The sequence below is a fragment of the Candidatus Sphingomonas colombiensis genome (assembly GCA_029202845.1).
GTDB classification, from domain to species: Bacteria; Pseudomonadota; Alphaproteobacteria; order Sphingomonadales; family Sphingomonadaceae; genus Sphingomonas; species Sphingomonas colombiensis.
Genome location: CP119315.1, coordinates 1,335,814 through 1,360,054 on the forward strand (window position 1 = coordinate 1,335,814; position 24,241 = coordinate 1,360,054).

A 24,241-nucleotide genomic window follows, 5' to 3' on the forward strand; every position below is an offset into this window, starting at 1 on the left:
AATGCGCTGGGCCGCGCTGCTCAAGAGCATCAACGCCGGCAAGAATGTCGCGATGACCGATCTGCGCGGGTTTCTGGGGGCGGAGGGAATGCGCGATGTCACCACCCTGCTCGCCTCGGGCAACGCATTATTCGACAGCGACGAAACGGATGGCCCCGCGCTGGAGCAACGCTTGCAGGCGGCGGCGCGCGAAAAGCTCGGCCTGGATACCGACTGGTTCCTGCGCGACCATCACGCGCTTACCGCGATCATCGCCGCCAATCCCTTTCCACACGAAGCGGAAACGCGGCCGAACCATGTGCAGATATTCTTCCTGCACCAGCCGATCGCTCCGTCGGCGCTGACCACGCTCGCCGACAATTATGACGGCCCGGAACGCATCCACGCGATCGGCCGCGAGCTGTTCGTCGATTATCCCGACGGCATCGGCCGGTCGAAACTGCCACCGGCGATGTCGCGCGCGAAATTCCCCAAGGCCGCCACCGCGCGCAACTGGAACACGCTGCTCAAACTGGCCGAACAGACCGCCTGACCATTTAGGGCGGATCGACCGTCAGAAGATGGTGTGGCGAAATTGGTGATTTCGCGCGACCCGGAGCGCAGCGTACTTCCAGTACGTGAGCACCGGAAGCGCGCAAAATCCGTCCTAGAAATCGACCGCGATTCCCTTCAGTTCCCAATCGCCGAAGCGCGTGGGATTGCGATCGTTCGGATCGGCCGGACCATCCTTGCCGGGCGCGGGTTTCGGCACCGGCGGGTTCGGCGAAAGATAGGCCGGCGCTTGCACATGCGGGGGGCGTTTCGACATTGCTCTTCCGATCTTGCTGGTTAACCGCCACATGGGCGCGATGACGACCCACGCCAAGCCCCGCAATTCCCGCTCCCGCCCCGTCGAGCCGCTCGGCACGAAAACCAGGCGCGCCGCACTGCGCCTGCTCGACGCGGTGTTGCGGCGTGGTGAGGCGCTGGAAACGGCATTGCCCGCCGCGACGCGCGATCTGATCTCCCCGCCAGATCGCGGCCTCGCCCATGCCATTGCGGCGGAAACGCTGCGCCGTCTGCCCGATCTCGACGCGCTGATCGATTCGGCCACCAGCCAGCGCCTGCCGGATGATGCCAAGGCGCGGATGGCGCTCCGCATCGCACTCGCCCAGACATTGGGGCTCGGCACCCCGCCGCACGCCGCGATCGCCACCGTCCTGCCGCTGGTCGACGGTGGCCCGCGCCGGCTGGTCCATGGCGTGTTCGGCACGCTCTCCCGCCGTAACGCGATGCTGCCCGAAACGCCGACATTGCCGGAGGATGTCGCTACGCGCTGGCGTGAGGCGTGGGGCGATGAAGTGGTCACCGCCGCCGCCCGCGCGATCGCCGCGCCGCCGGCGCTCGATCTCTCGTTGCGCGATCCGTCATGGGCCGGGCTGGAGGGCGAGAGCCTCGCCCCGGGCCATCTGCGCCTCACTGATGCCGGGCCGGTGCCCGAACTCGCCGGCTATGACGAAGGCGCGTGGTGGGTGCAGGATCTTGCGGCCTCGATCCCCGCGCGGCTGATCGGCGCCGGCAACGGGCACGCGCTCGATCTGTGCGCCGCGCCGGGCGGAAAGACGCTCCAGCTCGCCGCCGCCGGCTGGCAGGTAACGGCGGTGGACGCCTCGAAAAGTCGCGCCGCGCGACTTGACGATAATCTCGCCCGCATCGGGCTTGAGGCGGAGACGGTGGTGGCCAATCTCCTGCAATGGTCCCCCGGCGCCCCGGCTCATGCCGTGCTGGTCGATGCGCCATGCAGCGCCACCGGCATCTTCCGCCGCCATCCTGATGTGCTGCATCGCGCGCATCCCGGCGTGATCGCGGAGATGGCCGAGCTGCAACAGCGCATCCTCGATCGCGCGGCGGAATGGGTGAAGCCGGGCGGCACGCTCGTCTATGCCACATGCTCGCTCGAACCGGCGGAGGGCGAGGCGCAACTGGCGCGGTTTCTCGGGCTGCGTAGCGATTATTCGATCGCGCCGCCGATCGCGGGCGAATTGCCGGAGGGCATCACCGCGCATGCCGATGGGCATGTCCGCACGCTGCCCGGAACGGTTGAGGCGAAGGGTGGCTGCGACGGCTTTTTCGTCGCACGGCTGCGACGCGCTTCCGCCTGAGCGAATCGCGCGTTAAGGCATGGCTGCGTCCGCCAGCCCGGCGGGCATCTGTTGCAGCAGCGGAGCATCATGACCAAGCCAGTCCGTATCGCGCCTTCCATATTGTCCGCCGATTTCGCGAAGCTGGGCGAGGAGGTGCGCGCGATCGACGCCGCCGGCGCGGACTGGATTCACGTCGATGTGATGGATGGTCATTTCGTGCCGAACATCACGATCGGCCCGGCGGTGGTGAAGGCGCTACGCCCGCACACCACCAAGCCGTTCGATGTTCATCTGATGATCTCGCCGGTCGACGCCTATCTCGATGCCTTTGCGGAGGCCGGCGCGGACATTATCACCGTCCACCCGGAGGCCGGCCCCCACGTCCACCGCACGGTCCAGCATATCAAGAGCCTCGGCAAGCGCGCCGGCGTGGTGCTCAACCCCGCGACCCCTGTGGAAATCCTCGATTATCTGCTCGACATGGTCGATCTGGTGCTGGTGATGAGCGTCAACCCCGGCTTCGGCGGGCAGAGCTTCATCGACAGCCAGTTGCGCAAGATCGCCGCGATCCGCGCGATGATCGATATGAGCGGGCGCGATATCGATCTGGAGGTCGATGGCGGAATCGACCAGCGCACCGCGCGGCTGGCGATCGACGCCGGCGCTGACGCTCTGGTCGCCGGCACCGCCACCTTCCGTGGCGGGCCGGATGCCTATGCCGCCAATATCCGGGCGCTCCGGGGCGAATGAACGCACCGGGCGGCGATCCCGGCGCCGACGGGATCGAGCAGGGCAAGCGGCTGGTACGATCGGGCGGCGATCGCGGGCTGTCGCTCACCGAGCGCCTGTCGCAGACGCTCGATCGGCTCACCTGGCGCACGCCGATCCACAGCTTCCGCCTCAAGGGGCGTTATCCGTTGAAGCTGATCGCCGTGCCGGAAGATCCGCTATACGGCGATGCGAAGCGCGGGCAGGCGTTGCTCGAAGGGCGCGCCGAATGGCGTGGCGACATGCGGGAAATCGCCAGTCTCGATTTCCGTGCGCTCGATGTCGCGCCGGGCTTTGCCGATTATCTCCAGTCCTTCGCGTGGCTGCGCGATCTGTCCTCGGTCGCGACGCGTGCGCAGGGTGCGCCGATCGCCGAGGGCCTCATGTCGCGCTGGCTGCTCGCGCATGCCGACAAGGTGTCGGGCGTCGCGTGGCGGCCGGATATCTGGGGCCGGCGGATGCTGTTCTGGACCGCGCACGCCCCGCTGATCCTCTCTTCGACCGATCTTATCTATCGCTCCAAGGTGCTGAACACGCTGGCGCGCGGCGCGCGGCATCTCGATCGCGGCGCTGACAAGACGCCGCCGGGGCCGAAGCGCGTCGCCGCGTGGTGCGGGCTGGTCGCGGCGGGGCTGCTGATCCCCGGCGGCGATCCGCGCCGCGTGTTCGGTGAGGCGGGGCTGGCCCGCGCGCTTTCCACCGCATTGTTCGAGGATGGCGGCGCGGTGAGCCGCGCGCCCGATGCGTTGCTCGATATCGCGATGCTGCTGGTGAGCCTTCGCGAATGCTATGCCGCGCGGCGGCTGGAACTGCCCGAACCGGCCGAGGCGGCGCTGGCACGGATGATCCCCGCGCTGCTCGGCACCTGCCACGCCGATCGCGGACTGGCGAGCTGGCAGGGCGGCGGCCCGGTATCCGCCGAGCGTGTCGCGCAGATCGTCGAGGCGACCGGCGTGCGCGCGCGCCCGCTCAAACAGGCCCGCGAATGGGGCTATCAGCGGCTGACCGGGGGCAATGCCGTCCTCATCATGGATGCGGCGCCGCCCCCGGTGGCGCGCGTGGTGGATGGCGGCTGCGCCTCGACGCTGGCGTTCGAATTTTCGGACGGTGCGACGCGGCTGATCATCAATTGCGGCGGCGCGCGCGCTGCCTCGACGCGTATCCCACGCGAATTGGTCGAGGCGCTGCGCACCACCGCTGCGCATTCCACGCTGACGCTGGCGGATTCAAACTCCACCGCGATCCTCGCGGACGGCACGCTCGGCAAGGGCGTGGCGGAGGTGGAACTGTCACGACAGGAGTCCGATGGCGCCAACCGGATCGAGGCGAGCCATGACGGTTACGTCCGCCGTTTCGGCTTCGTCCATCGCCGCCAGCTGGTGCTGACCGGCGACGGGCGCGAGCTGCGTGGCGAAGACTCGCTACTGCCCAAGGGACGCCGCCGTCGCCCCGGCGCGACGCCGTTCGCGATCCGCTTCCATCTCGGGCGCGGGGTGGAGGCATCGCCCACCGCCGACGGCCTCGCCGCCGTGCTGCGCGTACCCGGCGGCGCGCTGTGGCAATTCCGCGTGCGTGGCGATTCGCTGACGATCGAGGACAGCCTGTGGATCGATGCGGACGGCCGCCCGGTCGCGACGCAGCAGCTCGTCATCACCGGCACGGCGGAATCCGGTGGCGCGAGCGTAAGCTGGGCGCTCAAACGCGCGCGCTAGGGCGGATCGACATTCAGGAGCTAGGGCGGCGCAGGGTGGCGCGACCTCCAAACCGGTTCTAAGAGGCGCGGCGAGTCCTCCCAAGCTTCGCAAGGCCGACATGACCACGATCCCTATCAAGCGCGCGCTCCTTTCCGTTTCCGACAAGACGGGGGTGGTCGATCTGGCCCGCACGCTCGCCGGGCGTGGCGTCGAGCTGGTCTCGACCGGCGGCACCGCCAAGGCATTGCGCGATGCCGGGCTTGAGGTACGCGACGTGTCGGACCTCACCGGCTTTCCCGAGATGATGGACGGCCGCGTCAAGACGCTGCACCCGATGGTCCATGGCGGGCTGCTCGCGGTGCGCGACGATCCCGCCCACGCCGCCGCGATGGCCGAGCACGCGATCGGCGCGATCGATCTGGTGGTCGTGAACCTCTATCCTTTCGCCCAGACCGTCGCCAAGGGCGCGGGCCGCGACGAGATCATCGAGAATATCGATATCGGCGGCCCCTCGATGGTGCGCTCGGCCGCGAAAAACCATGCCTATGTCGCGATCGTCACCGATCCGGCGGATTATGCCACCGTCGCGAAGGGCGAGACCGATCTCGATGAGCGCAAGCGGCTGGCGGCCAAGGCGTTCGCGGCAACCGCGACCTATGATTCCATGATCGCGAGCTGGTTCGGTTTCGCCGATCAGCAGCAGATGTTCCCCGCGACTTTGCCGTTCGTCCTCCAGTCCCCCACCGTGCTGCGCTACGGCGAGAACCCGCACCAGCAGGCCGCTTTCTACAACCATGCCGGCCCCTCGACGCCGGGCATCGGCCAGGCGCGACAGGTGCAGGGCAAGGAGCTGAGCTACAACAACCTCAATGATGCCGATGCCGCGCTGGAGCTGGTGAGCGAATTCCGCGATGCCGCGCCGACCTGCGTGATCGTCAAACATGCCAATCCGTGCGGCGTGGCAAGCGCGGCGACGCTGGCCGAGGCATATGAGGCGGCGTTCGCCTGCGACACCGTGTCCACATTCGGCGGGATCATCGCGCTCAACCGCACGCTCGATGCGGCGACGGCCAAGGCGATCACCGGCATCTTCACCGAAGTGGTGGTCGCCCCCGATGCTGATGAGGAAGCGATCGCGCTGTTCGCGGCGAAGAAGAATTTGCGCCTGCTGCTCACCGGCGCGCTTCCCGATCCGGCGCGCACGGGCATGACCGCCAAGTCGATCACCGGCGGCTGGCTGGTGCAGTCGCGCGACAATGGCGGCCTAACCGATGAGATGCTCAAGGTGGTGACGAAGCGCCAGCCGACGCCACAGGAACTGGCCGATTGCCGCTTTGCCTGGACGGTCGCCAAGCACGTCAAGTCGAACGCGATCGTCTATGCCAAGGACGGCGGCACCGCCGGCGTCGGCGCGGGCCAGATGAACCGGCTGCGAAAGCGCGCGGATCGCCGCGTGGAAGGCCGAAGGACGCGGCCGACAAGGCCGGCTGGGCCACGCCGCGCACGATCGGCTCGGCGGTGGCCTCCGACGCCTTCTTCCCCTTCGCCGACGGGCTGCTCGCGGCGGTCGAGGCTGGCGCGACGGCGGTGATCCAGCCGGGCGGCTCGATCCGCGACGCCGAGGTGATCGCGGCCGCCGACGAGGCGGGCCTGGCGATGGTCTTCACCGGGATGCGCCACTTCCGTCATTGATCCGCCGCAGCGTCGGCCTGCTCTCTCCCCCCGCCTCTCATCATGGCGCGCGCGGGAGGGGGCGGGCTGGTGCCATGCGCTCAGCAGGGTGGCCAGCAGCATGGCGTGCCCGAAGCATAATTCCCGACGCGCCGGAAACCGCTATTTCCACCGCCCGCATGCGCCGAATGGCGACCTCGTCTAGCGCGTGATCGCACCGACATTGGGCAGCGTCGCCTCATCGGCGCGCGGCATCTTGCCAAACAGGGCGCGGTCGGCGGGGCCGAATGCCCAGCGCCACAACACGAACAGATATACCGCCGCGATCGCGGGAATGCCGATGATCACCTCAGCCCATTCGAAGCGGTGCGGCAGCATCGTGAAGGCCGCCCCCACTGCGATCGCCGCCAGCGCCGCCCACAGCAGCGGCCAGCGCAGCGGTGACACCGGCGCGTGCAGCAGGTGGCCGAGCACCCGCGCTTTCACCACCGAGGTCATGGCAAGGCTCAGCATCAGCGCCACCGCGGGGCCCGCCGCCTGAAACGCCACCGGCCAGCCCAGTTCGCGCATCCCGAAGATCAGCGCGAAGCTCAGCACCACCTGAAACGACAGCATCGCGGCCGAAATCATCAGATTGCGATGCCGCGCCATATAAACGAGCGCGGATTCGCACACCGCCCCGGTCGACGCCAGCACCTCGGCGGTGAGCAGGAACGCGAGCGCGGCGGTCCCCGCGACGAATTGCGGCCCGACGATGCCCATCACTGCTTCGCCGGGGATCGATCCCATCAGCGCCAGCCCGCCCTGCGCGGCGATGATCCAGAACGCCACCTGGCGCACCTGTGCCGCGATCGCCGCGCGATTGTCGCTCGCCAGATTGCGGGTGATCACCGGGCCGAGGATCGGATCGAATGAGGTTTTCAGCTTCTGCGGCAACGAGGCGACCTGTTGCGCCATATAGTAAATGCCGACGATCTTCGGCTCGAACATTATGCCGAGGATGAAGCGGTCGACGTTGCGCGTCCCCCATTCCAGCGCGTCGGCCCCGGCGAGCGGTATGTTGCGACGTGCCAGCGCGAACAATTCGGTCAGGTGCGGGGACCAGCCGCGCGGCAGGCCATAGCTGCGGATGAACGGAATGAGGCTCGCCGTCAGCGCCGCGATCATCGACGAGACATAGGCGAGGACCAGCCCGTCGCGCGTCGTGAAGAACGAGAATATCCATGCCGCGATCGATATCGTCCACGGCTCCACCACCGCCCGCGCCGTCACCGTCGCGCGCACGTTCAGCCGATAGGCGAGTGCCGCCAGGCTGATGTCGGACCAGGCGATCGCCAGAATGATCAGCGGCAGATAACGATCGAGCCCGCCGACATAGCTATTTGGATACATTACCTCCGGAAACACCCACAGCACCCCACTCGCCGCGAGGCTGAGGATGCCGCCGAGCACCATCGCATCCCAGACGACATGGACATGCGGTCGCTCGGTCGTCGCCAGCGCCTGCGCAAGCCCGCGCTTCAGCCCAAGCGTGGAAACCAGCGCGGCCAGTTCGACCACCACGACCGCTATCGCGAAGCGGCCGACGAGATCCGGGCCATAGAGCCGCCCCGCGATGAACAGGAACGGGATGCGCGCCAGAAGCCGCAGGATGAAACCCGCGACATTGGTGCGGCCACCCTTAGCGAGCGTGGCGATGTCTTCCGACGATTCGCTCATTGCTGGCGCTCCTCGCGCCTGCGATCTGTCAATGCGCCGCCCCCCAGCTTTCACCGACACCGATCTCCACCGCGAGCGGCACATCGAGCTTCACCACCGGCTCGGCGGCGGTCGCCATCACGCGTTCGATCACCGGGCGCGCGGCATCCACCTCGCCCACCGGAAGCTCGAACACCAATTCGTCGTGCACCTGAAGCAGCATCCGCGTGCCGGTAAGCCCCGCCGCGGCCAGCGCCGGCTCCATCCGCGCCATCGCGCGCTTGATGATATCCGCCGACGATCCCTGAATCGGCGCGTTGATCGCCGCGCGTTCGGCGCCCTGCCGTTCATGCTGCACCTTGGATTTGATGCGCGGGAAATGCGTCTTGCGGCCGAACAGTGTCTCGGTGAAACCGCGGTCGCGCGCGTTGGTCAGCGTTTCGGCGATATAGCGGTTAATGCCGGGGAAACGCTCGAAATAGCGATCGATCATCGCCTGCGCCTCGTCCGGCGTGACGTCGAGCCGTCCAGCGAGGCCCCAGCGGCTGATGCCATAGAGGATCGCGAAGTTGATCGTCTTGGCGCGCGCGCGGGTGTCGCGATTCAACTCGCCGAACAATTCCTGCGCCGTGAGCGAGTGGATGTCGTCGCCGCGTGCGAACGCCTCCTTCAGCGCAGGCACATCGGCCATGTGCGCGGCGAGCCGCAGCTCGATCTGCGAATAATCGGCCGCCAAGATGACATTGCCCGGTTCTGCCACGAAAGCATGGCGAATCTGGCGCCCGGTCTCGGTACGGATCGGGATATTTTGGAGGTTAGGGTCGGTCGACGACAGGCGTCCGGTCTGCGCGCCCGTCAGGCTGTAGCTAGTGTGGACGCGGCCCGTCGCCGGGTGGATCTGCTCCTGCAACGTATCGGTGTAGGTGTTCTTAAGCTTGGTGAGCTGGCGCCAGTCGAGTACACGCGCGGCGATTTCCGCGCCCGGCGAATCCTTGTCGGCGGCGATCCGCTCCATCTCGGTCACGTCGGTGGAATAGACGCCGGACTTGCCCTTACGGCCACCCTTGATCCCCATCCGCTCAAACAGCACGTCGCCCAATTGTTTGGGGCTGCCGATGGTGAACGGGCCGCCAGCGAGGCCGTGAATCGCGGTTTCCAAGCGGGCGATTTCAGTATCGAAGCCACGGCTAAGTTGCGCCAGCCGCTCACGATCGACCTTGATTCCGTGGCGCTCCATCCGCGCGATCACGGAAATGAGCGGGCGATCGACCATCTCATAGATGCGCGTCGCGCCCTCGACCGGGAGCCGGGCACGGAAACGCCGCCACAACCGCAGCGTCACATCAGCATCTTCCGCCGCGTAGCGAGTGGCGGTCTTGAGATCGATCTCATGGAAACCGAGCTGCTTCTTCCCGGTGCCGACCACATCCTTATACGCGATGCACGAATGCGATAGATGCGTAGCGGCCAGCTCGTCCATGCCGTGCCCATGCAGGCCTGCGTCGAGGTCGAAGCTCATCACGATCGAATCGTCATAAGGCGCGACGTCGATGTCCAGCCGAGCCAGCACGGTCAGATCGTATTTCAGATTGTGCCCGATCTTGAGCACGCCCGCGTCCTCGAACAGGGGACGGAGCCTGGCCAGCGCCACATCGCGATCGATCTGCACCGGCTTTTCGGCGAACATGTCGCTGCCACCGTGCGCGAGCGGGATATAGCAGGCACGGTTCGGGGCTAGCGCCATGCTGATGCCGACCAGTTCGGCGAGCATCGGATCCTTGGCGGTCGTTTCGGTGTCGATCGCGACGAAGCCCTGATGCCGCGCCTCCGCGATCCAGCGATCCAGCGTCGCCTCATCGGCCACCGTCTCGTAACTGTCGTGATCGCACGGCGGCTCTTCCTCAAGCGCGACCGCGGCGGAGGGCGCTGGCTGCGGCGCATCCGCCACCTGCCCAAGCTTGCCGAGCAACGTCTTGAACCCGTGATGCTCCAGAAACGCGCGCAGCGGCGCCTCCGGAATGCCGTTCAACGCCATCTCTTCAAGCGGCTGCGGCAGCGGCACGTCGCTTGCCAGCTCGACCAATTGGCGGCTCAGCCGCGCCATATCGGCATGTTCGATCAGATTCTCGCGCAGCTTGCCGGCCTTCATCCCGGGCGCGGCGGCGAGCACGGCTTCGACATCACCATATTCGTTGATCAGCTTGGCGGCGGTTTTGGGGCCGACGCCGGGGACGCCGGGGACGTTGTCGACACTGTCGCCCATCAGCGCCAGCACTTCGCCAAGCTTTTCCGGGCCGACGCCGAACTTCTCGATTACCGCTTCCGGCCCGATCCGCCGATCCTTCATCGTGTCGAGCATGTCGATGCCGGGCTCAGTCAGCAGCTGCATCAGATCCTTGTCGGAACTGATCACCGTCACCTGCCAGCCCTGCGCCAGTGCGGCCTTGGCATAAGAGGCGATCAGATCGTCTGCCTCCCATCCCTGTTCTTCGATGCATGGCAGCGAGAAGGCGCGCGTCGCGTCGCGGATCATCGGGAATTGCGGGACGAGATCTTCCGGCGCGGGCGGCCGCTGCGCCTTATACTTGTCGTACATCTCGTTGCGGAAGGTGTGCCCCGACTTGTCGAGGATCACCGCGAGGTGGGTCGGGCCATCCGCCTGATGCAACTCGTTGGCTAGTTTCCATAGCATGGAAGTGTAACCATAAACCGCGCCGGCGGGCTCGCCATGCCGGTTAGTGAGCTTCGGCAGGACGTGATAGGCGCGGAAGATATAGCCCGAGCCATCGACGAGATAGAGGTGCGGCATCGGCGCGGGATAGCCCGGATCGCGCGGCGGACCAATCCCGCTTGTCGCATCCGCGGGATTGGAAGTTACAAAAAATTCGCGCTGGCGAACCCTCAGCTTCCCGGCGCGTCGTCGTCGGTCGATGCGAAGGCGCGATTATCGACGCGATAGCCGGTCAGCGCGCTCGCGGCGGCCTGGATCAGCAACTGCCGTTCGCGCATCGGGCGCGTCGTATCGCCGATCATCACCGCGATCGCATAGCGCCGTCCGTCCGGCGCGGTGAGCAGCCCGACATCGTTGAAGCCGGCATTGCGGCGGCCAAGTTCCTGCCCCGTCCCGGTCTTATGCTGGATCGACCAGCCCGGCGGCAGCGCCGCGCGAAGCCGCGCGCGCCCCGTGACGGACGCACCCATCGTGCTCAACAGATAGCGCGTCGACGTTTCGGACAGCAGCTCGCCGCGCGCCAGCCGCGCCAGCGCATCCGCGATAGCGAGCGGCGCCGCGCCATCGGGCGGATCGGAGATATAGGCCTGCAACGCCGCCGCGCGCACTTCGGGCGCGAGCCGCGAGCGCGCGATTTCGAAACCATTGCCGAGCGAATAGCTCTGCTGCCACGTCAGCCCGGCGGTCTTCGACTGGAGCAGCCGTTCACCCGGACCAAAGCGGATATCGCCGAGCTGCTTGCGCTCAACGAAAGCGCGCACCGCGCTGGGGCCGCCGACCAGCGACAGCAAGCGATCGTTCGCAGTATTGTCGCTTTGCGTGAGCGCACGGGCCAGCAGACCGCCCACGGTCGTCTGATATCCGGCCGGCTTGACCAGCCCGGCAATCGGCTGATGGAACAGGGTTAGATCGGCCGGATAGACCGTTACCGGATCGTCGAGCTTCAGCCGGCCGGAATCGCGCTGATCGAGCACGGTCATCGCGACCCACAATTTGCTCACGCTCTGCTGCGGCATCCGGCGGCGCCCGCCAGCCTCCACCGTCCATCCTTCATCCACCGCGCGGATCGCGACGCCGGCGATGCCGGGGAAGCCCCGCACCAGCGCATCGACGCGCTCGACCAGCGCACGCGGGGGATCGTTGCGGCGCGGCGTCATCACGCGCGGCACGGGCAACGAAACGACATAAGCGGGAGCGGCGACATAGGATGGCGTAAGCGCGACCCCACTCGCGCCGGGCCGCGTACCGGATCCGCAGGCGGCCAGCACCAGTGCCCCCAGCCCTGCCATCAACCACCGTAGCGACGAACCCGCCATACTCAAATCATGCCCACCCGACCCGAAGATCAGGTTAAACCCGATCCGCGCATCGAAAGAAAACATAGGCTTGGCACAATCGCGATGAACCGCGCCTGATGCGCGACAGATTCACGGAACGAGAATCGTATCGCGCGCCTCGGGCAGCGTTTCGGGCCAGTCGATCGTATAATGCAGCCCCCGGCTCTCATGCCGCTGCAACGCGGAACGCACGATCAGATCGGCGGTCTGGAGCAGGTTGCGCAGCTCGATCAGATCGGGCGTGACGCGAAAATGGCCGTAATAATCGCCAACCTCATCGGTCAGCAGCTTGATGCGGTGCGCGGCGCGCTCCAGCCGCTTGGTGCTGCGCACGATGCCGACGTAATTCCACATGAAGCGGCGGATCTCGGTCCAGTTCTGCTTGATCACCACTTCCTCGTCGGAATCGGTGACGCGGCTTTCATCCCATGCGCGGATCGCGGGCACGGGGCCGAAGCTGTCCCAATTGGCCGCGATATGCTTCGCCGCCGCCTCGCCGAACACGAAGCATTCGAGCAATGAATTGGACGCGAGCCGGTTCGCGCCATGCAGGCCGGACTGCGTGCACTCGCCCGCCGCGTAAAGACCCGGCAGGTCCGTGCACCCGTCACGATCGATGACGATACCGCCACAGGTGTAATGCTGCGCCGGCACCACCGGGATCGGCTGCGTCGTCATGTCGATGCCGAGACCGAGCAGCTTTTCGTAGATATTGGGGAAATGCCCGCGCACGAAATCGGCCGGCATATGGCTGATGTCGAGATGGACGTAATCGAGGCCGAGCCGCTTGATCTCATGGTCGATCGCGCGCGCCACCACGTCGCGCGGGGCAAGCTCGGCGCGGGGATCGAAATCGGGCATGAAGCGATAGCCGGTTTCGGGAATTTTGAGCTGCCCGCCCTCGCCGCGCACGGCCTCGGTGATGAGGAAGTTCTTGACCTCCAGATTGTAGAGGCAGGTCGGGTGGAATTGCATGAATTCCATGTTCGAGATGCGACACCCGGCACGCCACGCCATCGCAATCCCGTCCCCCGTCGCGCCGCGCGGCGCGGTGGAGAACAGATAGGTGCGCCCCGCGCCGCCGGTGGCGAGGATCGTCGCGCGCGCGGTGTAAAGGTTGACGCGCCCGGTGCGGCGATCGGCCGCATATACCCCCCACACGTTGCCCGCGCCGGAATAACGCTCCTCATGCCGGCTGGTGGCGAGATCGATCGCCACCTGATCGGGAACGAGGGTGATATTGGGATGCTTCTCCGCGGCGCGCTGCAGGGCTTCCTGCACCGCCCAGCCGGTCGCGTCATCGACATGGACGATCCGGCGGTGCGAATGCCCGCCCTCGCGCGTCAGGTGCAGCGTATCCCCCTCGGTCGCGAAGGGCACGCCCAGCGCCTGCAACTGGTGGATCGCGGCCGGGGCGTTTTCCACCACGAATTCGACGGTCGCGCGATCGTTGAGGCCCGCGCCCGCGATCATCGTGTCCTCGATATGGCTTTCGAACGTATCGCCCGGCTCCAGCACCGCGGCGATGCCGCCCTGCGCCCAGGCGGTCGAGCCCTCGTTGAGCGCGCCTTTCGCCAGCACCGTCACCTTGAAGCGATCGGCGAGATTGAGCGCTGCGGTCAGCCCGGCAGCGCCGGACCCGACGATGAGAACGTCGCTGGTTGCGTGAACGGGCTGGGTCATGCCGCCCTGTTGCACGAAAGTTGCGCCGCGCGACAATGGCTATGTGTGTTGTCTTCCATGCACACCGACAAGAACTTATAGCCCGCCGCATGATCGAGGCCGAGTTCATCGCCGCGCTGCGCCGGCTTCCACTCCATGCCGGCGCGCTGGGATTGGCCGACGATACCGCGCGGCTCGGCGGGTTCATCCTCACCACCGATACGCTGGTCGAGGGGGTGCATTTCCTCCCCGACGATCCGGCGGAGGATGTCGCGTGGAAGCTGGTGGCGACCAACCTCTCCGATCTCGCCGCCAAGGGCGCACGGCCGGAAGGCGTGCTGCTCAACTACCCGCTGGGCGACGATCGCTGGGATCGTGCCTTCCTCGCGGGGCTGGCGGCGGCGTTGGCGGCGTTCGATTGCCCGCTCCTCGGCGGCGACACGATATCGCTACCGGCTGGCGCGCCGCGCGTGCTGACGCTCACTGCGATCGGCGCTGACGCCATTGCGCCGGCACGGAGCGGGGCGAGGCCCGGCGATGAATTGTGGGTTACCGGCACGATCGGAGACGCGGGCGCCGGCCTTGCCATTGCCCAGGGCGCGGATGGGCCGCCCGCGTTGCTCGCGGCCTATCGCCGCCCGCGCCCGCGCATCGAAGAGGGGCGGCTGCTCGCCCCCCATGTCCATGCGATGATGGACGTGTCTGACGGCCTGTTGATCGACGCGTGGCGGATGGCTGCGGCGAGCGGCTGCGCGGTGACGATCGACCTCGCGCGCGTCCCGCTGTCGGCGGATTATCGCGCGTTCGGCTGGGATGTGCTGGCGGCGGCAACCGCTGGCGACGATTATCAGCTATTGTTCGCCGCCGCGCCGGGTTCGGCGATCCCCGCGCCCGCTACGCGTGTCGGCTGCTTTGCCGAAGGAACCGGCCTTACGCTGGTCGACGGCGATCGCGCCGTGCCGCTTCCTCCCCGCCTCGGCTTCGAACACCGCGCCTGACGCGGGGCGGCTTGCGCGCGCGCCGGGCGCTCTATACGCCTTTGCCCTATCCGTGTCTTTTAAAGGGCAAAAGCCTTCGACACGGGAGAACAGAATAGGGGAAGGAATGCGATGACGACCGTCACTATCGCCATCCTCTGCGGCATCCTGGCCGTAGTCTATGGCTTCGTCACCAGCCGGCAGGTGCTCAGCGCATCGCCGGGCAACGAACGAATGCAGGATATCGCGGCCGCCATCCAGGAAGGCGCAAAAGCCTATCTGGCACGGCAATATACCACCATCGCCATCGTCGGCGTGATCGTCGCGGTGATCCTTGCGGTGACGCTCGGCCACACCTCCACGATCGGGTTCGTCATCGGCGCGATCCTGTCAGGCGTGGCGGGCTTCGTCGGCATGAACATCTCGGTGCGCGCCAACGTCCGCACGGCGGAGGCCGCGCGGGGATCGCTGCAGGGGGCGCTGACGCTGGCGTTCCGCTCCGGCGCGGTTACCGGCATGCTCGTCGCGGGGCTGGGGCTGCTCGCGATCGCAACCTTCTTCTGGTATCTCACCGGCCCGGCCGGCCATGCGCCGAACGACCGGGTGATCGTTGAATCGCTGACCGCATTGGCGTTCGGCGCATCGCTGATCTCGATCTTCGCCCGTCTCGGCGGCGGCATCTTCACCAAGGCAGCGGACGTCGGCGCCGATCTCGTCGGCAAGGTCGAGGCGGGCATCCCGGAGGACGATCCCCGCAACCCCGCCGTGATCGCCGATAACGTCGGCGACAATGTCGGCGATTGCGCGGGCATGGCGGCCGATCTGTTCGAAACCTATGTCGTGACGCTGGGCGTGACGATGGTGTCGATCGCGCTGCTGATCCACGCCGATGCCGCCGAACTGACGAAACTGATGACGCTGCCGCTGATGGTTGGCGGGGTGTGCATCATCACCTCGATCATCGGCACCTATATGGTCCGTCTCGGCGGCGGCACCTCGATCATGGGCGCGCTCTACAAGGGCTTCGGCACCTCTGCGCTGCTGTCGATCCCGGCGATCTGGTTCGCCACGAAGTTCACCCTGGGCGATCTCAACGCGCCGATTGGTGCATCGGGCTTCCTCGATCAGTCGAGCGACGCATTGGGCGGCGATTTGTCCGCACCCGTCGCGCCGGTGATGGCGGGCGCCGGCTTTACCGGCATGGACCTGTTCTGGTGCATGATGATCGGCCTCGCCGTGACCGCGCTGATCGTGTGGATCACCGAATATTACACCGGCACCAATTATCGCCCGGTGAAATCGATCGCCAAGGCATCGGAGACCGGCCACGGGACCAATGTCATCCAGGGCCTTGCCGTCAGCCTTGAGGCGACCGCGCTCCCCACGCTGGTGATCGTGATCGCGGTGATCGCCGCCTATAAGTTCGCCGGGATCATCGGCATCGCCTTTGCCGCGACCTCGATGCTGGCACTCGCCGGGATGGTCGTGGCGCTCGACGCTTACGGCCCGGTTACCGACAATGCCGGCGGCATCGCGGAAATGGCCGGCCTGCCCGATGACGTGCGCCACAAGACCGACGCGCTCGATGCGGTGGGCAATACCACCAAGGCCGTGACCAAGGGCTATGCCATCGGCTCGGCGGGGCTTGCCGCGCTGGTGCTGTTCGGCGCCTATACCACCGATCTGCAAACCTATTTCCCGGATACGCAGGTCGATTTCAGCCTCTCCAACCCCTATGTCATCGTCGGGCTGCTGCTCGGCGCCCTGCTCCCCTATTTGTTCGGAGCATTCGGCATGACGGCGGTGGGCCGCGCGGCGGGCGCGGTGGTGGAGGAAGTGCGCGGGCAGTTCCGCGACAATCCGGGCATCATGGAAGGAACGAGCCGGCCCAATTACGGCCGCACCGTCGATCTTGTCACCCGTGCGGCGATCCGCGAGATGATCGTGCCGTCGCTGCTGCCGGTGCTCTCGCCGATCGTGCTCTATTTCGTCGTCACCGGCGTGGAGGATCAGGCGGCCGGCTTCGCCGCGCTCGGCGCGATGCTGCTCGGCGTGATCGTCTCCGGCCTGTTCGTCGCGCTCTCGATGACCTCGGGCGGCGGCGCATGGGATAACGCCAAGAAATATATCGAAGACGGACATTACGGCGGCAAGGGATCGGAAGCGCACAAGGCCGCCGTCACCGGCGACACCGTGGGCGATCCTTACAAGGATACCGCCGGCCCGGCGGTGAATCCGATGATCAAGATCACCAATATCGTAGCGCTATTGCTGCTCGCCGCGCTGGCCGGTCACGTCGCGGGCTGACAAGCACCGTCGATATGGTCTAGATGGCCCGCCCGGATCCGCTCCGGGCGGGCTTTTTGTGCCTCGCGCTTCCCAAAACCCGCCCTTTCCGCTAAGGGCGCGCGCGCCCTCCATTCCCGAAAGATATTTGTTTGGCGAAAGAAGAACTCCTCGAGATGCGCGGCCAGGTGGTCGAGCTGCTGCCCAACGCGATGTTCCGCGTCCGGCTTGAGAACGATCACGAGATCCTCGGCCACACCGCCGGCAAGATGCGCAAGAACCGCATCCGCGTGCTGGTGGGCGACGAGGTGCTGGTCGAGCTGACCCCCTATGACCTGACCAAGGGGCGCATCACCTACCGCTTCATGCCCGGTCGCGGCGGCCCCGGCCCGCAATAAGGCGCGGGCGGGCGCATGCCCTCCGGTCCGGCTCTCGTTCTCGCCTCCGCGTCGCCCCGGCGGCGCGATCTGCTGGCGCGCATCGGCGTGACCCCGGCGCGCATCGTTGCGCCCGATGTCGATGAAACCCCGCTGAAGGGCGAAACCCCGCGCGATTATGTCCGCCGCGTCGCCATCGCCAAGGCCCGTGCGGTCGAACGGGCACCCAATGAGATAATCCTCGCCGCCGACACGACGATCGCGGTCGGGCGGCGGATTCTCGGCAAGCCCGCCGATGCGGACGAACTGCGCTGGATGCTCAACCTGCTTGCCGGGCGCCGCCACCATTGCCTCTCGTCGGTCGCGGTGATCGATGCCGAGGGCCGGTTGCGCGAGCGGCTTTCCGATACGCTGGTGGTGTTCAAGCCACTCTCCGCATCCGAGATCGACGCTTATATCGCCGGCGGCGAGGGAATGGGCAAAGCTGGCGGCTATGCCATTCAGGGCCATGCCGAAACATGGGTGCGCCGCCTGGACGGCTCGCATTCCGGCGTGGTCGGCCTGCCGCTTTACGAAACAGCCGCGCTGCTGCGCACGGCTGGTATCGACCTTGGCTGAATGGCTGCTTGAAGAGGGCATCGGCGAGACGCGCGCCGCGCTGATCGCGGACGACCGCATCCTGTGTGCCCGAATCGAACGTGATGATGCCGGGCCACGGCTCGGCGCGGTCTATACCGCACAATTATTCGAGCCCGGCCTCGTGCGCCTTCCCGACGGCACGACCGCGACGCTCACGCGCACGCCGCCGGGCCTGACGCTCGGTGCACGGCTGAATGTAGAGGTAACGCGGGAGGCGCTACCAGAACCGGGCCGCCTCAAGCTCCCCCGCGTCGTCTCCACCGATGCACCGCCCCGTGCGGCCCCGTCCCTGCGCGAGACGCTCGAAGGCCCTGTGCGGACGCTCCGGGCGCACGAGCCGGACGCGCTGGAGGCGGCGGGATGGTCAGAGGTGCTGGACGAGGCGCTGACCGGCGACATCGTCTTCTCCGGCGGCGCGCTGCGCATGTCGCCGACGCCCGCGATGACATTGTTCGACGTCGATGGCGATGGCCCGCTCGATGCGCTTGCCGAGCGCGCCGCGGCGGCGGTCGCGGCCGCGATCGTGCGGCACGGAGTGGGCGGCTCGATCGGCATCGACTTCCCGACCATTCAGGGCAAGGAAGCGCGCCAGCGCGTCGCCGCCGCGATCGATGCCGGCCTGCCGCAACCGTTCGAGCGCACGGCGATGAACGGCTTCGGTTTCCTGCAGATCGTCCGCCCGCGCCCGCGCGCGTCGCTCCCCGAATTGCTGCGCGCCGATCCCGTCAACAGCGCCGCGCTCGCTACGCTGCGCCAGATCGAGCGGACCCCGCCCGGCGCACCCAATAGCCATCGACTGCCGCCCGCCGTCGCCGCGCGAATCGAATCGCGCGCGGATTGGCTCGCGGAGCTGGTGCGTCGCACCGGCCGCACCCCTATATTGCAGTGATGTCGAAAACCGCCTGCCCGATCTGCCGCCGCCCGACGGCGCCGGAATTCACGCCGTTTTGCAGCCGCGGCTGCAAGGATCGCGATCTGTTGCAATGGCTCGGCGAGGGATATCGCCTGCCCGGTTCGCCGATCGATCCGAACGGGCTGGACAGCGGCAAAGACCCCGACTAGAGAGCGCGGCTCCGGCGCTCGTCGGTTATGCCCAGGTAGCTCAGTTGGTAGAGCATGCGACTGAAAATCGCAGTGTCGGCGGTTCGATCCCGTCCCTGGGCACCATCCCTTCCCGGATGATGCTTCACCCCCTGCGCAAAGCGAACTGAACGCCCCGGGCGCTCAGCCGCGTTTCGCTTTTTTTCCGGCCAGCGCCGACAGCACGCCACGCATCGTGCGCACTTCCTGGCTCGACCAGCCGGGCTTGGTGAGCAATGTCCGCAGGGTGCGCTTGATCGTGGGCGTGCGATCGGGTGGGAAGAAGAAATTCGCTTCCTCCAGCATCCCATCGAGCTGCCCCATCATGCCTTCCAGCTCCTCATGCGGCGCGGGCGGGGCAAGATCGGTCGTCGGCGGGCTGGCGAGCGCCTCACCCTTCGACCATTCATAGGCGACCAGAATCACCGCCTGCGCGAGATTGAGGCTGCCGAATTCCGGGTTGATCGGCACGGTCAGGATTTTCCGCGCGAGTGCCACATCGTCGGTTTCGAGGCCAGCGCGCTCCGGGCCGAACAGGATCGCGGAACGCTCGCTTGCACCACGTATCTCGCGCGCCGCGACCTCCGGCGTCACCACCGGCTTGGTCACGCCGCGCTTGCGCACCGTCGTCGCATAGACGTGCGCGCAATCGGCCACCGCATCGGCGACGCTATCAAACAATTGCGCCCGTTCCAGCACGATGTCCGCGCCCGAGGCGACCGGGCCCGCGAGCGCGTTGGGCCAGCCGTCTCGCGGCGTGACGAGCCGCATCTCGACCAGCCCGAAATTGAGCATCGCGCGCGCCGCCTTGCCGATATTCTCGGCAAGCTGCGGGCGGACCAGAACGATGACGGGAGGTGGCGCGACGCTCACCCGCGCCCCGCTTCCTCGACGTTGCCGGCAAATTCCTCGAAATCGCGCGCTTCGTTGAAATCGCGATAGACCGAGGCGAAGCGAATATAAGCGACTGAATCGAGCACCTTCAGCCCCTCCATCACCATTTCGCCGATCCGCTTTGAGGTAACCTCGCCGTCGCCGCTGGTTTCGAGCTGGCGCTGGATGCCCGAAACGAGCCGCTCGATCGCGATCCCATCGATCGGGCGCTTGCGCGCGGCGATGCCGATCGAGCGGATCAGTTTTTCGCGCTCGAACGATTCGCGGCGATCATGGCTTTTCATCACCACCAGATCGCGGAGCTGGATGCGCTCGAACGTCGTGAAGCGCGCGGCGCAGCCCTCGCACTGCCGCCGGCGACGGATCGCGGCACCATCGTCGGTAGGGCGGCTGTCCTTCACCTGGCTCGCATCATGGCCACAGAATGGGCAGCGCATCGGGTTCAATTCCTAACGATAAAACGGGGCCGGCCCGCTCTCCCGCCGCATTTCCCACAGCTGGCGCCGAATGGGAAGTCAGGCAGGAGAGCGGGCCGGTGCAGTAGCTCGATGCGGCGCCGGCCCGCTCCCCCATCCCATCTCCCATTCAGGATACTGATGTAGGAGGTGGGGTGAGGAAGCGGGCCGATACCGGCTGCGAATTCAGCGATGCTGAATCCGGCGACTAATTCTTGTCGCGCCTCGCATAAGCGACGCCCGCGCCGACGATCGCGCCCAGCACAGGGCCGACGAAGGGCAACGGGATCGCGAGCACCGCGCCGACCGCGCCGTATTTCGCCATCTTCTTGCCGAGACCCGGCGTGTTTTTCACATTGTCCTGCACTTCGTCGATCTTCGACATGTCATCCCTCACTGATAGATAGGGAAACGAGCGCACAAGGCGCTAACTCGTTCCCTGACATGCGCCTCAACCTGTGCGTCGCCGGCTTCGCCGTTCTTGGCCAGGCCATCGAGCACGTCGGCGACCATATTGCCGATCTCGCGGAATTCGGCCGCGCCGAAGCCGCGCGTCGTGCCAGCGGGGGAGCCGACGCGAATGCCGCTGGTCTTGACCGGCGGCAGCGGATCATTGGGGATGCCGTTCTTGTTGCAGGTGATGCCCGCACGCTCCAGCGCCTCGTCCGCATCCTTGCCGGTCACGCCGAGCGGGGTGAGGTCGATCAGCGCGAGATGCGTGTCGGTGCCGCCGGAAACGACCGCCGCGCCGCGCTCCGCCAGCGTTGCGGCCAAGACCTTGGCATTTTCGATGATCGCGGCGGCATAGGTGCGGAATTCCGGGCGCAGCGCCTCGCCGAACGCCACCGCCTTTGCGGCGATGACGTGCATCAGCGGGCCACCCTGCAACCCCGGGAACACCGCCGAGTTGATCTTCTTCGCGATCGCCTCGTCATCGGTCATCACCATGCCGCCACGCGGACCGCGCAGCGTCTTGTGCGTGGTGGTGGTGACGACATGCGCATGGCCGAACGGCGTGGGGTGGACACCGCCGGCGACGAGGCCGGCGAAATGCGCCATGTCGACCATGAACAGCGCGCCGACTTCATCGGCAATCGCCCGGAATTTCGCGAAGTCGATCTGGCGCGGATAGGCCGAGCCGCCTGCGATGATCAGCTTCGGCTTGTGCTCGCGCGCCTTGGCGGCAACCTCGTCGAAATCGATCAGGTGCGTCTTGGCATCTACGCCATATTGCACCGCGTTGAACCACTTGCCCGACATCGCCGCGCGCGCGCCGTGCGTAAGGTGGCCGCCGGCATCGAGCGACAGGCCCATGATCGTGTCGCCCGGCTTGGCGAGCGCCAGCATCACCGCGCCATTGGCCTGCGCGCCGGAATGCGGCTGGACGTTGGCGAAGCCGCAACCGAACAGCTCCTTGGCGCGATCGATCGCGAGCTGCTCGACCTCGTCGGACGGGTGGCAGCCCTGATAATAACGCTTGCCCGGATAACCCTCGGCATATTTGTTGGTGAAGACGCTGCCCTGCGCCTCCAGCACCGCCTTGGAGACGATATTCTCGCTGGCGATCAGCTCGATCTGGGTCTGCTCGCGGGTAAGTTCATGCTCCACGCCGGCGAACACCGCCGGATCGGCATCGGCAAGGCCGCGGGTGAAGAAGCCGTCAGGCTGCACGTCGTGGAGAGAGGCGGGGTTCGTGCTCATGCTGGCTCCTTCGATTGAGCGGCGCTCCCGGCGCCGTCAGAAACAGAAAGCTTGTCGACGCGGTGCTGGTGGCGGCCGCCGGCGAATTCGGTCGAGAGAAAGGCTTCGAGGCAGGCCTTGGCCATTTCCGGCCCGACCAGCCGCGCACCCATCGCGATCGCGTTCGCATCATTATGGGTGCGCGCGAGGCTCGCGGAAAGCGGCTCGCTGACCAGGGCGCAGCGGCATGCCGGATTGCGGTTCGCCGCGATCGAGATGCCGATTCCCGATCCACACAGGGCCACGCCGCGATCGACGCGGCCGTCCGCCAGCGCGGCGCCGATGGCATAGCCGTAATCGGGATAATCGACGCTCGCACTGCCATCGGTGCCGAGATCGAGCACGTCGTGCCCGCTTTCCCGCAACCATTCCGCAAGCGCGGCCTTCAACTCGACGGCGGCGTGATCGGACGCGATGGCGATGCGCATCGGGGGCGCTTCCTTCAAAGGCGATGGACGAATGCCCGCGCCTTTAGCCGCGCCGCCGCGCGATTGCCACCGTTGAAGATACGAAGAATGGATCCGCCTCAGGCGGACGGACCATCGGCCTCTGCCGGCGACAACTCCGTCACCCCGGCCTTGTACCGGGGCGACGGAGCAAGAATCACGCGCGCCGCCAGGCCATCAGATCGCCTGACGCAATCACCGCGCCGTTCGTGCCTACCGGTTCGACCGCGCCGTCGGTGAGAAAGGCGATCGTCGCCGCATCCTCGCCCGGCACATGCGCCAGCGTGCGATTACCGTCGGGCAGGCGCGCCACCACGACGCCCGATTTCGGCTGCCCGTCGCGCGCGTAGAAGACGGTATAGGTTTCGATCTCGGCAGGCCCGGCATAATCCTTGATCAATTCCGGTACGGATCCGCGCGCTGCGTCCGCCTCGGCCTGACAATCGAAATCATGCGCCTCGCCCGCGCCGGGCAATGGGGCCGTGCCCAGTACGATCGCGTGATTGTGCGTGGCAAAGCCGCCGTTGGCGAACAGCAGGCCTTTACCGCCCCCACCGTCACGGAGCGCATCGACCATCTCCGCGACAGCATGGCTCATGTAATTGCCGATCGGACCGCCGCCGAAGGTCAGGCCGCCGAACACCGTCGCGGGCTTCTCCACCGGCCAGCCGATCACGCGACGCGCCATTTTCGGCACGCATGGGAAACACGAATAGAGTTCGGCGAAATCGAGATCGTCCGCGCTCACCGCATTCCATTCGAGTGTACGCCGGAGGCACACTTCCATGCTCGGCGACTTATCGTATCGGTCGCGCGCCATGAAATCGTCGGCCTCATGCGCCGCCGCGCCACGCCCGACATAGATGATCCGCGCCTCCGGCACCCCGCGCCGCCGCGCTTCGGCAAGGCTGGTGACGATGAACCCCGCGCCCTGATTGACGCTGGAATTGGCCACCATCAGCTTGGTGTAGGGAAAAGCGATCGGGCGGTTGTCGGCGGTCGCCTCGGTCACCTCGTCCGGGGTCTTCGGGGCGTGAATCCACGCGGCTTCCGTGGCGGCCGCGATCTGGCTGAAGCGCGACCAGATTTCCCCCGATTCGCGCTGCCCCTGCGCCAGCGTCTGCCCGTAAGCGGCGCGACCGGCATTTTCATAAAGCGGATAGACGTCGATCGGCGCGGACAGGCCGTGGAGCTGGCGATAACCGGGCGCGCGGCCTTTCGCGAGATTGCGGATCGGGTTCTGATCCGCCACCGCCGTTTTTGCCGCAATCGCGGCGCGCTGGCTCGCGGTGCGCAACGCCTCCCCACCGGTAACCGCCGCGACCGTGATGTCGCCGCGCGCGATGCGATTGGCCGCCTCGTTCAACAACAGAATCGGGCTGTCGCCATTGGGCCCTACCGATTCATAGACGATGCTTGCGCGTGATCCGATCCCGTCGGCGACTTTCTGCGCCAGCGGATTCTCCTGGCGGAAACTGATCTGCTGAATCACGGCGACCGATTCAACATCGGCCAGCCAACCGCCGCCCGCATCACGATCCGCCGCCTCCAGCGCGGCGACCATCAGGCCGAGCGAATCGAGCCCCTGCATCGGGTCCGTCGGGCGGTCATTGACCTGCCCGACGCCGACGATCACCGCGACGCGTGCGGGATCGATCGCCAC

At 66.8% G+C, this 24,241-nt stretch carries 21 protein-coding genes, 1 tRNA gene and 1 pseudogene; 12 read left to right on the plus strand and 11 right to left on the minus strand.

Annotation, left to right across the window (positions count from 1 at the left end; all coding sequences use genetic code 11):
* Position 1 precedes the first annotated feature (1 nt).
* Positions 2-532 (plus strand): DUF1697 domain-containing protein, encoded by a 531-nt coding sequence (locus tag P0Y64_06330; GenBank protein ID WEK44411.1) that lies wholly within the window; start codon positions 2-4, stop codon positions 530-532.
* A gap of 114 nt (positions 533-646) precedes the next feature.
* Here the strand turns inward: P0Y64_06330 and P0Y64_06335 are convergent, their stop codons facing one another.
* Positions 647-808, minus strand: a complete 162-nt coding sequence (locus tag P0Y64_06335; GenBank protein ID WEK44412.1) for a DUF1674 domain-containing protein — start codon at positions 806-808, stop codon at positions 647-649.
* Between the two features lie 40 nt (positions 809-848).
* Here P0Y64_06335 and P0Y64_06340 point away from each other — a divergent pair, with 40 nt between their 5' ends.
* The 4 genes and pseudogenes from P0Y64_06340 (at position 849) to purH (ending at position 6,277) form a co-directional block, all read left to right on the plus strand.
* Complete coding sequence (locus P0Y64_06340) at positions 849-2,141, plus strand: transcription antitermination factor NusB (GenBank protein ID WEK44413.1); 1,293 nt, start codon at positions 849-851, stop codon at positions 2,139-2,141.
* A 69-nt stretch (positions 2,142-2,210) separates the two neighbouring features.
* Entirely contained in the window at positions 2,211-2,873 is a 663-nt protein-coding gene (gene rpe, locus P0Y64_06345; GenBank protein ID WEK44414.1) for a ribulose-phosphate 3-epimerase, read from the plus strand.
* Positions 2,870-4,603: a heparinase II/III family protein gene (locus P0Y64_06350; GenBank protein WEK44415.1), complete on the plus strand. Its 1,734-nt coding sequence runs from the start codon at positions 2,870-2,872 to the stop codon at positions 4,601-4,603. The genes rpe and P0Y64_06350 overlap by 4 nt, the downstream gene beginning before the upstream one ends.
* A 100-nt stretch (positions 4,604-4,703) precedes the next feature.
* A pseudogene (purH, locus tag P0Y64_06355) lies at positions 4,704-6,277 on the plus strand (bifunctional phosphoribosylaminoimidazolecarboxamide formyltransferase/IMP cyclohydrolase).
* 180 nt (positions 6,278-6,457) lie between these two features.
* On the opposite strand, the gene P0Y64_06360 reads toward purH, so the two are convergent.
* The 4 genes from P0Y64_06360 to nadB form a co-directional block, all read right to left on the minus strand.
* On the minus strand, positions 6,458-7,975 hold the full coding sequence (locus tag P0Y64_06360; GenBank protein WEK44416.1) for an oligosaccharide flippase family protein: 1,518 nt from the start codon (positions 7,973-7,975) through the stop codon (positions 6,458-6,460).
* 28 nt (positions 7,976-8,003) lie between these two features.
* Positions 8,004-10,763 carry a DNA polymerase I gene (gene polA, locus P0Y64_06365; protein ID WEK44417.1) on the minus strand — a complete coding sequence of 920 codons (2,760 nt, stop codon included), beginning with the start codon at positions 10,761-10,763 and terminating at the stop codon, positions 8,004-8,006.
* A gap of 92 nt (positions 10,764-10,855) precedes the next feature.
* A complete protein-coding gene (locus tag P0Y64_06370) occupies positions 10,856-11,974 on the minus strand; it encodes a serine hydrolase (protein ID WEK44418.1) in 1,119 nt (372 codons plus the stop codon).
* Positions 11,975-12,112: 138 nt separating this feature from the next.
* On the minus strand, positions 12,113-13,705 hold the full coding sequence (gene nadB / locus P0Y64_06375; protein ID WEK44419.1) for an L-aspartate oxidase: 1,593 nt from the start codon (positions 13,703-13,705) through the stop codon (positions 12,113-12,115).
* An 89-nt stretch (positions 13,706-13,794) separates the two neighbouring features.
* Here nadB and thiL point away from each other — a divergent pair, with 89 nt between their 5' ends.
* The 7 genes from thiL to P0Y64_06410 all read left to right on the plus strand — a co-directional run bounded on the left by thiL (position 13,795) and on the right by P0Y64_06410 (position 19,130).
* On the plus strand, positions 13,795-14,682 hold the full coding sequence (gene thiL / locus P0Y64_06380) for a thiamine-phosphate kinase (protein WEK44420.1): 888 nt from the start codon (positions 13,795-13,797) through the stop codon (positions 14,680-14,682).
* Positions 14,683-14,793: 111 nt separating this feature from the next.
* The gene (locus P0Y64_06385; GenBank protein WEK44421.1) at positions 14,794-16,968 is read left to right on the plus strand and encodes a sodium-translocating pyrophosphatase; all 2,175 of its coding nucleotides are present in this window, start codon (positions 14,794-14,796) and stop codon (positions 16,966-16,968) included.
* Positions 16,969-17,099: 131 nt separating this feature from the next.
* Positions 17,100-17,345: a translation initiation factor IF-1 gene (infA, locus tag P0Y64_06390; GenBank protein ID WEK44422.1), complete on the plus strand. Its 246-nt coding sequence runs from the start codon at positions 17,100-17,102 to the stop codon at positions 17,343-17,345.
* 15 nt (positions 17,346-17,360) lie between these two features.
* Positions 17,361-17,942, plus strand: a complete 582-nt coding sequence (locus P0Y64_06395; protein WEK44423.1) for a Maf family protein — start codon at positions 17,361-17,363, stop codon at positions 17,940-17,942.
* Positions 17,935-18,852, plus strand: coding sequence for a ribonuclease (locus tag P0Y64_06400; GenBank protein ID WEK44424.1), 918 nt, complete (start codon positions 17,935-17,937; stop codon positions 18,850-18,852). The genes P0Y64_06395 and P0Y64_06400 overlap by 8 nt, the downstream gene beginning before the upstream one ends.
* The gene (gene yacG, locus P0Y64_06405; protein WEK44425.1) at positions 18,852-19,025 is read left to right on the plus strand and encodes a DNA gyrase inhibitor YacG; all 174 of its coding nucleotides are present in this window, start codon (positions 18,852-18,854) and stop codon (positions 19,023-19,025) included. The genes P0Y64_06400 and yacG overlap by 1 nt, the downstream gene beginning before the upstream one ends.
* A gap of 29 nt (positions 19,026-19,054) precedes the next feature.
* Positions 19,055-19,130: transfer RNA gene (locus tag P0Y64_06410), tRNA-Phe, on the plus strand.
* Between the two features lie 57 nt (positions 19,131-19,187).
* Here the strand turns inward: P0Y64_06410 and P0Y64_06415 are convergent.
* The 6 genes from P0Y64_06415 to P0Y64_06440 form a co-directional block, all read right to left on the minus strand.
* Positions 19,188-19,916, minus strand: a complete 729-nt coding sequence (locus P0Y64_06415) for an RNA methyltransferase (GenBank protein ID WEK44426.1) — start codon at positions 19,914-19,916, stop codon at positions 19,188-19,190.
* Positions 19,913-20,374 (minus strand): transcriptional regulator NrdR, encoded by a 462-nt coding sequence (gene nrdR, locus P0Y64_06420; GenBank protein WEK44427.1) that lies wholly within the window; start codon positions 20,372-20,374, stop codon positions 19,913-19,915. The genes P0Y64_06415 and nrdR overlap by 4 nt, the downstream gene beginning before the upstream one ends.
* A gap of 226 nt (positions 20,375-20,600) precedes the next feature.
* Complete coding sequence (locus tag P0Y64_06425) at positions 20,601-20,777, minus strand: small multi-drug export protein (protein WEK44428.1); 177 nt, start codon at positions 20,775-20,777, stop codon at positions 20,601-20,603.
* 8 nt (positions 20,778-20,785) lie between these two features.
* Positions 20,786-22,093, minus strand: a complete 1,308-nt coding sequence (locus tag P0Y64_06430; protein ID WEK44429.1) for a serine hydroxymethyltransferase — start codon at positions 22,091-22,093, stop codon at positions 20,786-20,788.
* Positions 22,090-22,560: a ribose 5-phosphate isomerase B gene (rpiB, locus tag P0Y64_06435; protein ID WEK44430.1), complete on the minus strand. Its 471-nt coding sequence runs from the start codon at positions 22,558-22,560 to the stop codon at positions 22,090-22,092. The genes P0Y64_06430 and rpiB overlap by 4 nt, the downstream gene beginning before the upstream one ends.
* A 175-nt stretch (positions 22,561-22,735) precedes the next feature.
* A complete protein-coding gene (locus P0Y64_06440) occupies positions 22,736-24,241 on the minus strand; it encodes an acetyl-CoA acetyltransferase (GenBank protein WEK44431.1) in 1,506 nt (501 codons plus the stop codon).

What these genes read in the sequence shown, in the direction of transcription:
- P0Y64_06330 (WEK44411.1), top strand. Translation starts at nt 2, where the DNA reads ATGCGCTGGGCCGCGCTGCTCAAGAGCATCAACGCCGGCAAGAATGTC.
- P0Y64_06335 (WEK44412.1), bottom strand. Translation starts at nt 808, where the DNA reads ATGTCGAAACGCCCCCCGCATGTGCAAGCGCCGGCCTATCTTTCGCCG.
- P0Y64_06340 (WEK44413.1), top strand. Translation starts at nt 849, where the DNA reads ATGACGACCCACGCCAAGCCCCGCAATTCCCGCTCCCGCCCCGTCGAG.
- rpe (WEK44414.1), top strand. Translation starts at nt 2,211, where the DNA reads ATGACCAAGCCAGTCCGTATCGCGCCTTCCATATTGTCCGCCGATTTC.
- P0Y64_06350 (WEK44415.1), top strand. Translation starts at nt 2,870, where the DNA reads ATGAACGCACCGGGCGGCGATCCCGGCGCCGACGGGATCGAGCAGGGC.
- P0Y64_06360 (WEK44416.1), bottom strand. Translation starts at nt 7,975, where the DNA reads ATGAGCGAATCGTCGGAAGACATCGCCACGCTCGCTAAGGGTGGCCGC.
- polA (WEK44417.1), bottom strand. Translation starts at nt 10,763, where the DNA reads ATGCCGCACCTCTATCTCGTCGATGGCTCGGGCTATATCTTCCGCGCC.
- P0Y64_06370 (WEK44418.1), bottom strand. Translation starts at nt 11,974, where the DNA reads ATGGCAGGGCTGGGGGCACTGGTGCTGGCCGCCTGCGGATCCGGTACG.
- nadB (WEK44419.1), bottom strand. Translation starts at nt 13,705, where the DNA reads ATGACCCAGCCCGTTCACGCAACCAGCGACGTTCTCATCGTCGGGTCC.
- thiL (WEK44420.1), top strand. Translation starts at nt 13,795, where the DNA reads ATGATCGAGGCCGAGTTCATCGCCGCGCTGCGCCGGCTTCCACTCCAT.
- P0Y64_06385 (WEK44421.1), top strand. Translation starts at nt 14,794, where the DNA reads ATGACGACCGTCACTATCGCCATCCTCTGCGGCATCCTGGCCGTAGTC.
- P0Y64_06395 (WEK44423.1), top strand. Translation starts at nt 17,361, where the DNA reads ATGCCCTCCGGTCCGGCTCTCGTTCTCGCCTCCGCGTCGCCCCGGCGG.
- yacG (WEK44425.1), top strand. Translation starts at nt 18,852, where the DNA reads ATGTCGAAAACCGCCTGCCCGATCTGCCGCCGCCCGACGGCGCCGGAA.
- nrdR (WEK44427.1), bottom strand. Translation starts at nt 20,374, where the DNA reads ATGCGCTGCCCATTCTGTGGCCATGATGCGAGCCAGGTGAAGGACAGC.
- P0Y64_06425 (WEK44428.1), bottom strand. Translation starts at nt 20,777, where the DNA reads ATGTCGAAGATCGACGAAGTGCAGGACAATGTGAAAAACACGCCGGGT.
- P0Y64_06430 (WEK44429.1), bottom strand. Translation starts at nt 22,093, where the DNA reads ATGAGCACGAACCCCGCCTCTCTCCACGACGTGCAGCCTGACGGCTTC.
- rpiB (WEK44430.1), bottom strand. Translation starts at nt 22,560, where the DNA reads ATGCGCATCGCCATCGCGTCCGATCACGCCGCCGTCGAGTTGAAGGCC.